Here is a 9,040-nt window from a genome sequence, read left to right on the forward strand (position 1 = left end):
CGGGCCATATTCAGGACAGTGGGTCAGGCGACAGGTGCCGGAGGCGGCTCGTCCGGCAGCGTCGGTTCGCCTGGTTCGGTCGGTTGTTCATTGGGAGTATCGGGATCGGGCTGGCCGGGCACGCCGCCGGACAGGCTCAAAGACGGATGCGCCAATAACGACCAAGCCAGAATGCCTATCTGATTGGGCTCAAGCCTTGCCAGTTCAGCGCTGATTCGCGGGTCGATCTTCATAGGGCACTCCTCAGTGAAGGCCCGAATTTGTGTGTAACAAAAACGGGCAGTACACCCCATAGAGTGTCTGCCCGCCAAAGAATTCCCGACATCCGTCGGATGGTCGATCAGGTACGCGGCAAGGTTACGCCACGCTGGCCCTGATATTTGCCGCCACGATCCTTGTAGGAAACTTCACATTCTTCATCGGATTCGAGGAAGAGCATCTGCGCCACGCCTTCGTTGGCGTAGATTTTCGCCGGAAGGTTGGTGGTGTTGGAAAATTCCAGCGTCACATGACCTTCCCACTCAGGCTCGAGCGGAGTGACGTTGACGATGATGCCGCAGCGCGCGTAGGTGCTTTTACCCAGGCAGATGGTCAGCACGTTGCGCGGAATGCGGAAGTACTCGACGGTGCTGGCCAGGGCGAAGGAGTTCGGCGGAATGATGCAGACGTCGCTGTGGATGTCGACGAAGCTGCCGGCGTCGAAGTTCTTCGGGTCGACAATGGCCGAGTTGATGTTGGTGAACACCTTGAAGTGGTTGGTGCAACGCACGTCGTAACCGTAGCTCGACACACCGTAGGAAATCACCCGGCTGTCGTCGCTGCCGCGCATCTGGCGCTCGACGAACGGTTCGATCATGCCGTGTTCCTGCGCCATGCGGCGAATCCACTTGTCCGATTTGATGCTCATGGCGGGTTTGTCCTGAATAGCGAGGTGGAAAAATTCTGTCCGGCATCTTACCGGGCGCGTCGCCGCGATCAAAGTGCACAAAGCAATTCTCGGCGAACACCCCGTATTTACGCGATGTGGCGACGAACCGTCGCACCGCCGATCCCTAAAACACAGAATCCTTTGCAAGAAACATTGGCACGTTCCGGAAAAAGGGTTAAGGTGGCGTCACTGTGTTGCTTGTGTCACTGAGAATCTCTACACGATATGTTGAATTTCGATCCAACCATCTACAAGAATTTTTCCTGCTCTTTGCACTCAGTCTCGGCCAGGGTTCTTCCTGAGTCGCAGTTATCTTTGTTCAAGGAGTTACACCATGTCTAATCGCCAAACCGGTACCGTTAAGTGGTTCAACGATGAAAAAGGCTTCGGCTTCATCACTCCACAATCCGGTGACGACCTGTTCGTTCACTTCAAAGCTATCCAATCCGACGGCTTCAAAAGCCTGAAAGAAGGCCAACAGGTTTCTTTCATCGCTACCCGCGGTCAGAAAGGCATGCAAGCTGAAGAAGTACAAGTTATCTAACTTGTAGCTTCTTTAGAAAAGAGCCCCGCCCTTAAAAGCGGGGCTTTTTTGTGGGCGCCTGTTTTGTTCAGGCAAAAAAAATCGCAGCTCGAAAGGCTGCGATTTTTTGTTTGTGCTTTTACCAGGCCACGCCAAACCCTGCGGTATAACGGGTCTTGTTCAGATCCGCATCGTTGGTGCCGCTGATGATGTCGCGCTCGGCCTTGAGGTTGAGCGAGGCCCAGTCGGTGACCTTGTAGCGCAGGCCCAGCTCGGCATCCAGTGCGTAATCGGCAACGCCCGACAGCGGCTTGCCGACTTCGCCATTGGTGAAGAACTCGACCTTCTTGCCGATCAGATAGCGGTTGTAGTCCCACTTCATCGCGACGGAATAGAAGTTGTCCTTGCTGCCATCGCGGTATTCATAGTCGGTGCGGTTGAGCAACGAGCCCAGCGAGAACGCGCCGAGTTCGTCGTCCCAGAACTGGTAGCCCGGACCGGTACCGACCACGCGCTGACGCGCCAGCTCTTCGATGTGATCACGCTTGTAGTTGATGCGTCCCTGCCAGAACCACTGATCGGTGAGGAAGCGGTCGAGGGAGTATTCGGCGCGCCAGTTGTTGGTGGTGGTTTCCGCATCCTGGACTTCGCGGTTGTACTCACCCTCGCCGGTATGCCGCCAGCGACCATGGCGAGCCGAAGTCTTGAAGGCAACGTCGTAATCGTCGGTGTCCTTTTCGGCGCGCTGATAGTCCAGCGCCAGATCGACGTTGCCCTTCCATACCAGGTCGGTGACGATCGGCTTGGGCTTGAGGATCTGCTGAATGCTCGCCAGCTCGACCGTCTTCGGCGCCTCGCCGTTGGCCAGGGTGACCTTGCCATCGTCGGCCGCCGTCAGCGACTTCGATACTTCACCGGCATAGGCGTCCTGCTTCACCAGCAGATGCTGATCGCTGTCGAGGGTCTTGACCTCTTTCCAGTCAATCGCCACTGCGCCGGCGTATTTGGTCTGGATCAACAGCTTGCCGCCATCGAATACCGTGATAGTGCCACTCAGCTTGTCGCCGTTTTTCAACCAGACGGTGTCGGCAAGCAGGGGCGTGGACGCGCTGAAAACAGCAAGGCACAACAGGGTTCTGGGGAACATAAGCAGATCGGGGGCTCAGAGTTGGCGAAAAAGGTCGGCATTATCCGTAGGATTTTGCCCATGACAAGGACTGACCGGACTATTTCAATTGAGTTCATTTCTCAACTGCGCCACGAGCGATTACCCTTGTCGCCATCGTCACGCCAATGCTCAGGAGCCGCGTACGTGAAAGACCCGCTCGACAGCGTTGAAAACGATGCGCAAATCCGACGCACGGCACTCTACTCGACGCTCGCGCAAGTGCCCGAAGGCAAAGTCGTCAGTTATGGCCAGTTGGCCGAACTTGCCGGGCTTGGCCGCGCCGCGCGCTGGGTCGGGCGGACTTTGAGCCAGTTGCCCGGCGACACCAGGCTGCCCTGGCACCGCGTGCTCGGCGCCGGCGGGCGCATCAGTTTGCCGGTCGGCAGCCCTTCCGGTGATGAACAACGTGCGCGATTGCGCATGGAAGGCATCACCGTCCAGAACAATCGTGTGGATATTCGGCGCCATGGCTGGCGTCCGGTAGAGCACAGCGGTTAGAGTGCGCGCTTTGTTTTCGCAATTTTGAGGCAGACTTCAGCCCATGCCCCGTAAAACCTGGCGCGCCGCGCTCGCCGCCTATGCCAGTCCTTCGACGCTCGTGCTGTTGTTGCTCGGTTTTGCCGCCGGCCTGCCGTACATGCTGGTGTTCTCGACGCTCTCCGTATGGCTGCGTGAAGCGGGCGTGGCCCGTGAAACCATTGGCTATGCCAGCCTGATCGGCCTGGCGTATGCGTTCAAATGGGTCTGGTCGCCCCTGCTCGACCAATGGCGCCTGCCCTTGCTGGGCAAGCTCGGCCGTCGCCGCTCCTGGCTGGTGCTCTCCCAGGCACTGGTGATTCTCGGCCTGATCGGCATGGGTTTCTGTGATCCGCAGAAGCATTTGTCCTGGCTGATCGCCATTGCCGTCGTCGTCGCCTTCGCCTCGGCCACGCAAGATATTGCGGTCGACGCCTATCGCCTGGAAATCGCCGATGACAGCCGCCAGGCCGCGCTCGCCGCCAGCTATATGTCCGGCTACCGCGTTGCCGCCCTGCTCGCCACCGCCGGCGCGCTGTTCTTCGCCGAAGGTTTCGGCTCAACCGGCTTCAACTATAAGCACGCGGCATGGACCGGCACCTATGTACTGTTTGGCGCATTGATGGTGCCCGCGCTGCTGACCACGCTGTTCATGCGCGAACCACCGGTGCCGCTGCGCACGCAGTTGCAGGCCGGGCGCTACACGTTCATGCATCAATTGATGTCGGTGTTCGTGCTGATCGTTCTGCTGGTTTCCGTGCCGGCGATGTTCACCCAGCTGTACAACACCGATTTCGCTGGCGTGCTGTTCGGTGACATGAGCCCCCTCGATCTGCTGCTTGAAGACCGCGCCTTTCTGCGCGCCATCCTCTATATATTGCTCACCGGCATGTGTCTGTCGGCCATGGGCCGGCGCGGACTCGCGCCGGTACTCACGCCGGTGAATGACTTCATCCTGCGTTATCGCTGGCAGGCGCTGTTACTGCTGGGCCTGATCGCCACTTACCGGATGTCCGACACGGTAATGGGCGTCATGGCCAACGTGTTCTACATTGACCAAGGCTTCACCAAGGATCAGATCGCCAGTGTCAGCAAGATTTTCGGCCTGATCATGACCCTCGTCGGTGCCGGCATGGGTGGCCTGTTGATCGTGCGTTTCGGCATTCTGCCCATCCTGTTTATCGGTGGTGTGTCTTCGGCAGCGACCAACCTGCTGTTCGTCATGCTCGCGGACATGGGCCCGAACCTGCAGATGCTGGTGGTGACCATTTCCCTCGACAACTTCAGCTCGGGCCTGGCGACATCGGCGTTCGTTGCCTACCTGTCGAGCCTGACCAACCTGAAGTTTTCCGCAACGCAATATGCCCTGCTCAGCTCGATCATGTTGCTGCTGCCGCGCCTGATGGGCGGCTATTCCGGCGTGCTGGTCGAGAAGTTCGGTTATCACAGCTTCTTCCTCATTACCGCCCTGCTCGGCGTACCGACGCTGCTACTGATCGCGCTGCACTGGTTCCAGGAACGCCGCCGCGAAGGGCAGACACCGACGCCCGTCACCGAAGAATCGTAGGACGCTTCGCCAATGGCGGGAGGAATCCCGCCGCTGGCGCCTTCCGCCGGCCACACTTCTGTACGTCAGCAAAACTCGCCGGTACACTGCTCCGTCATTTCCAGTCATAGCAACCGACAACGGCCAACCATGCGCACCAGTCAATTTTTGCTCGCCACACAGAAAGAAACGCCTTCCGACGCGGTCGTGATCAGCCACCAGCTGATGCTGCGCGCCGGCATGATCCGCAAGCTTGCCTCGGGCCTGTACACCTGGCTGCCGATGGGCCTGCGGGTCATGCGCAAGGTCGAAGCCATCGTTCGCGAAGAGATGAACGCTGCCGGTTCTCTGGAAGTGTTGATGCCGAGCACCCAACCGGCCGAGCTGTGGCAGGAATCGGGGCGCTGGGAAGAATACGGCCCTGAGCTGCTGCGCATCAAAGACCGCCACGGTCGTGACTTCTGCGCGGGCCCGACCCACGAAGAAGTGATCACCGATCTGATGCGCAACGAGTTGAGCAGCTACAAACAGCTGCCAATCAACCTGTACCAGATCCAGACCAAATTCCGCGACGAAATCCGCCCACGCTTCGGTTTGATGCGCGGCCGCGAATTCATCATGAAGGACGCCTACTCCTTCCACGCCGATCAGGCGTCGCTGCAGATCACTTATGACCGCATGCATGAAGCCTACTGCAACATCTTCACGCGTCTGGGTCTGAAATTCCGCCCGGTAGAAGCCGACAACGGCTCCATCGGCGGCGCCGGCTCCCACGAATTCCACGTGCTGGCCGAGTCCGGCGAAGACGATATCGTCTTCAGCAACGGTTCCGACTACGCGGCGAACATCGAAAAAGCCGAAGCGGTGCCACGGGAAACCTCGCGCCCTGCGCCAACCGAAGAACTGCGTCTGGTCGATACACCAGACACCAAAACCATCGCCGCTCTGGTGGAAAAATTCAATCTGCCGATTGAAAAGACCATCAAGACCCTGATCGTGCACGCCGAAGAAGAAGGCAAGCTGATCGCGCTGGTGATTCGTGGCGACCACGAACTGAACGAAATCAAGGCTGCCAACCAGCCTGGCGTGGCCAGTCCACTGGTGATGGCCTCCGATGCCGAACTGCGTGACGCGATCGGCGCCGGCGCTGGTTCGCTCGGCCCGCTGAACCTGCCACTGCCGATCATCATCGACCGCTCGGTGGCGATGATGAGCGACTTCGGCATTGGCGCGAACATCGATGACAAGCACTACTTCGGCGTGAACTGGGAGCGCGATCTGCCAGTTCCGACCGTTGCCGACCTGCGCAACGTCGTCGCTGGCGACCCAAGCCCGGACGGCAAAGGCACGCTGGAAATCAAGCGCGGCATCGAAGTCGGCCACATCTTCCAGCTGGGCAACAAGTACAGCAAGGCGATGAAGTGCGAAGTGCTGGGCGAAAACGGCAAGCCAGTGACTCTGGAAATGGGCTGCTACGGCATTGGCGTTTCCCGCGTGGTGGCTGCTGCCATCGAGCAGAACAACGACGCCAACGGCATTATCTGGAGCGACACCCTGGCGCCATTCCAGATCGCGCTGGTACCGCTGCGCTATGAAACCGAGCAGGTGCGCGAAGCCACCGACAAGCTCTATGCCGAACTGACGGCGGCCGGCTTCGAAGTGCTGCTGGACGATCGCGACAAGAAAACCAGCCCGGGCATCAAGTTTGCGGACATGGAGCTGATCGGCATTCCACACCGGATCGTGGTCAGCGACCGCGGCCTCGCCGAAGGCAACCTGGAATACAAGAGTCGTTCCGAAGCAGAGGCGCAAGCACTGCCGGTGGCCGATGTTGTGTCCTTCCTTCAGGCCCGTATCCGCCGCTGAAACCAGATAGAGACGTCATGTTCAAGCGAAACACCTTAGGCCTCGGTGGCGCCGCCCTGTGCGGCGCCCTGCTGGTCAGCGGCTGCGCCAATCACATGTCGCAACGCAGCGAGCACGAAGAGCGGGTCGAGCGAAAACTGCTCGATCACAGCCTGCAGATCGATGTCGGCGAGCCCAAGGTGCTCGAGCTGCCGCAGCGACGCGTGAAGATCAACGAGCAGAAGACTTTCGAAGTCACCGAGTTCGAGGTCACCCGTCGTTACGACCGCTACACGCCTTACCAACCCTGGCGCGAAGTCTACGAGATTCCGCTGGGAGCGGTGGCCGTGGTCGGTGGTGTCGGTGCGAACGTGGTCAACGTGTTTGCCCTCGGTAACCTGCCGGACAGCATCACCAAGGATTGGCTGAGCTACGGTTTTGCCGGGCTCAACCCGTTCATGAACGTGCAGTCCAATGGTCGCGCGCAGCAGAACCTCGCGGGCATCGACGAAGTCCAGCGCGACAAGCGCACGGAGTATTCGAGCCTGCCGTGGAGCGAACGACCGGTGCAGGTCAAGGCCGGCAAGCAGACATTCGACATGACCACCGACCGCAACGGCGTGCTGCGCTTGAATCTGCTCGACAGCCCTTTCGCCGAACATGACCTCAACCATGTTGGCCGCTTGCAGATCAGTGTCGAAGACGCCAAGGACGACGTACATACCGACTCGACCCTGATGCTCAGCGGCCACCTGCGCGGCAAGTTGATCGAGGCGCACGGGCTGATTTATGACGACCTGGAAGATGATGAGGTGAGCCAGTGGGTACACCGGGTCAAACGCCTGTCGGAGCTGGGCCTGGAAGAAGAAGCCAGCGAACTGGAGCAGAGTCTGATCGAACTGACCCGCAATGATCCTGAGTTGCAGACGGAGTTTCTCAAGTCTCTGGCCAAGGATGCCGGGCGCTTAGTGGCTGATCCGGGACCGAATTAAAAGCTAAAGGCATCGCGGGCAAGCCCGCTCCCACAGGGTTTATGGGTGTTCACACAATATGTGTTTCACCATCGATCAATGTGGGAGCGGGCTTGCCCGCGATGACTATCTGAATACGCCGCGAATCTACCGCTCAAACAACTCCATCTGCTCAAACCCGCCCCGCAGATCCTCCAGCCTCACCCCCACCCCCAACAACCGCACCGGTTTGCCGCCGCGATTGAACGCCTGCGTCAGCATCAACTGGTAACTGCCCAGGTCCCGCCCTGCCCCCGCCTGTTCCAGCGTGGTCTGGGTGAAATCATGAAATTTGACTTTGACGAACGGCTTGCCCGGTCGATAACTGCTGTCGATCCGCGCCATGCGGGTTTTCAGGGTATCGAGCAGCTCGGGCAATTTGTCCAGGCAGCTGCGCAAGTCCGGCAGATCAACGTCGTAGGTGTTTTCCACGCTGATCGACTGACGACGGCTGTCGTTGTGCACCAGCCGGTCATCGATTCCACGGGCGAGATTCCACAAGCGCTCGCCGAAACTGCCGAATTCGCGCACCAGCGCCAGCCTGCCCCACTCGCGCAGATGCTGGCAGTCAACGATGCCAAGCTTGCCGAGCTTGTCGGCGGTGACCTTGCCGACGCCGTGCAGCTTGCTCACGGGCAGACCACTGACGAACTCCTCGACCTGATCCGGGGTGATCACGAACAAACCGTTGGGTTTTTTCCAGTCGCTGGCGATCTTCGCCAGAAACTTGTTTGGCGCAACGCCTGCGGAAACGGTGATGTGCAATTGGTTGGAGACCCGGCGGCGAATGTCCTGGGCGATGCGCGTGGCGCTGCCGCCGAAATGCGCGCTGTCCGACACATCGAGATAGGCCTCGTCCAGCGAAAGCGGCTCGATCAGGTCGGTGTAGTCGGCAAAGATCGTATGAATCTCCTTCGACGCTTCGCGATAAGCCTCCATGCGCGGCTTGACGATGGTCAGGTCCGGGCACAATTTCAACGCGTGACCGGAAGCCATGGCCGAGCGCACACCATAGGCGCGCGCTTCATAGTTGCAGGTGGCGATCACCCCGCGCCGATCCGCCGAACCACCCACCGCCAACGGCTTGCCGGCCAGACGCGGATCATCGCGCATCTCAATGGCGGCGTAGAAACAGTCACAGTCGATGTGGATGATTTTTCGCTGGGTCATGTCGGAAAAAGACAACGTGGCAAGCCGGAGCGGCAGTATCTCATTGGCACCTGTATATAGCACCAGTGGTTGAAGGTTCTTTTCTGACCGTAGGAGATTTCCGCTGAATTTATTTTTTCAATCACAGATCAAGGTGCAATAGAGCTGAAAGCCTTGCACCACCTGCCCTGCGCGCCGGTCGACCGCCGCGAAAAGACGCTAAGCGCTTGAACCTCAACAGATTTATCCAGATCGGCGGTTGACACACTCGCGAACCTCTGTAGAATGCCGCCACACAGACGCGGGATGGAGCAGTCTGGTAGCTCGTCGGGCTCATAACCCGAAGGTCGTCGGT

9 protein-coding genes are annotated in these 9,040 nt (G+C 59.2%); 5 read left to right on the forward strand and 4 right to left on the reverse strand.

From position 1 onward, the window contains the following. Positions 1 to 23: 23 nt before the first annotated feature. Both AAEZ10_RS26725 and dcd read right to left on the reverse strand, forming a co-directional pair. Entirely contained in the window at positions 24 to 233 is a 210-nt protein-coding gene (locus AAEZ10_RS26725) for a hypothetical protein (protein ID WP_071174586.1), read from the reverse strand. Positions 234 to 340: 107 nt separating this feature from the next. Next, the gene (dcd, locus tag AAEZ10_RS26730) at positions 341 to 907 is read right to left on the reverse strand and encodes a dCTP deaminase (protein ID WP_007940589.1); all 567 of its coding nucleotides are present in this window, start codon (positions 905 to 907) and stop codon (positions 341 to 343) included. Positions 908 to 1,262: 355 nt separating this feature from the next. On the opposite strand from dcd, the gene AAEZ10_RS26735 reads away from it, so the two are divergent. Beyond that, entirely contained in the window at positions 1,263 to 1,472 is a 210-nt protein-coding gene (locus AAEZ10_RS26735) for a cold-shock protein (protein ID WP_002554837.1), read from the forward strand. A 118-nt stretch (positions 1,473 to 1,590) separates the two neighbouring features. Here AAEZ10_RS26735 and AAEZ10_RS26740 read toward each other — a convergent pair whose 3' ends face one another. Further along, the gene (locus AAEZ10_RS26740) at positions 1,591 to 2,598 is read right to left on the reverse strand and encodes a DUF481 domain-containing protein (RefSeq protein ID WP_024011896.1); all 1,008 of its coding nucleotides are present in this window, start codon (positions 2,596 to 2,598) and stop codon (positions 1,591 to 1,593) included. A 165-nt stretch (positions 2,599 to 2,763) separates the two neighbouring features. On the opposite strand from AAEZ10_RS26740, the gene AAEZ10_RS26745 reads away from it, so the two are divergent. The 4 genes from AAEZ10_RS26745 to AAEZ10_RS26760 all read left to right on the forward strand — a co-directional run bounded on the left by AAEZ10_RS26745 (position 2,764) and on the right by AAEZ10_RS26760 (position 7,518). Then, entirely contained in the window at positions 2,764 to 3,117 is a 354-nt protein-coding gene (locus AAEZ10_RS26745; RefSeq protein ID WP_071174585.1) for an MGMT family protein, read from the forward strand. 43 nt (positions 3,118 to 3,160) lie between these two features. After that, entirely contained in the window at positions 3,161 to 4,702 is a 1,542-nt protein-coding gene (locus AAEZ10_RS26750) for an AmpG family muropeptide MFS transporter (protein ID WP_350571722.1), read from the forward strand. A gap of 129 nt (positions 4,703 to 4,831) precedes the next feature. Then, the gene (locus AAEZ10_RS26755; protein ID WP_024011894.1) at positions 4,832 to 6,547 is read left to right on the forward strand and encodes a proline--tRNA ligase; all 1,716 of its coding nucleotides are present in this window, start codon (positions 4,832 to 4,834) and stop codon (positions 6,545 to 6,547) included. Positions 6,548 to 6,564: 17 nt separating this feature from the next. Next, positions 6,565 to 7,518: a hypothetical protein gene (locus AAEZ10_RS26760; RefSeq protein WP_071174583.1), complete on the forward strand. Its 954-nt coding sequence runs from the start codon at positions 6,565 to 6,567 to the stop codon at positions 7,516 to 7,518. A 126-nt stretch (positions 7,519 to 7,644) separates the two neighbouring features. On the opposite strand, the gene dinB is transcribed toward AAEZ10_RS26760, so the two are convergent. Next, complete coding sequence (gene dinB / locus AAEZ10_RS26765; protein WP_076567795.1) at positions 7,645 to 8,706, reverse strand: DNA polymerase IV; 1,062 nt, start codon at positions 8,704 to 8,706, stop codon at positions 7,645 to 7,647. Between the last annotated feature and the right edge of the window lie 334 nt (positions 8,707 to 9,040).

The organism is Pseudomonas sp. H26/SER47-MNA-CIBAN-0231, assembly GCF_040310465.1.
GTDB classification, from domain to species: domain Bacteria; phylum Pseudomonadota; class Gammaproteobacteria; order Pseudomonadales; family Pseudomonadaceae; genus Aquipseudomonas; species Aquipseudomonas atacamensis.

Excerpts from the sequence above, each read along its gene's own strand:
- AAEZ10_RS26740 (WP_024011896.1), bottom strand. The coding sequence starts at position 2,598 with ATGTTCCCCAGAACCCTGTTGTGCCTTGCTGTTTTCAGCGCGTCCACG.
- dinB (WP_076567795.1), bottom strand. The coding sequence starts at position 8,706 with ATGACCCAGCGAAAAATCATCCACATCGACTGTGACTGTTTCTACGCC.
- AAEZ10_RS26750 (WP_350571722.1), top strand. The coding sequence starts at position 3,161 with ATGCCCCGTAAAACCTGGCGCGCCGCGCTCGCCGCCTATGCCAGTCCT.
- AAEZ10_RS26760 (WP_071174583.1), top strand. The coding sequence starts at position 6,565 with ATGTTCAAGCGAAACACCTTAGGCCTCGGTGGCGCCGCCCTGTGCGGC.
- dcd (WP_007940589.1), bottom strand. The coding sequence starts at position 907 with ATGAGCATCAAATCGGACAAGTGGATTCGCCGCATGGCGCAGGAACAC.
- AAEZ10_RS26755 (WP_024011894.1), top strand. The coding sequence starts at position 4,832 with ATGCGCACCAGTCAATTTTTGCTCGCCACACAGAAAGAAACGCCTTCC.
- AAEZ10_RS26725 (WP_071174586.1), bottom strand. The coding sequence starts at position 233 with ATGAAGATCGACCCGCGAATCAGCGCTGAACTGGCAAGGCTTGAGCCC.
- AAEZ10_RS26735 (WP_002554837.1), top strand. The coding sequence starts at position 1,263 with ATGTCTAATCGCCAAACCGGTACCGTTAAGTGGTTCAACGATGAAAAA.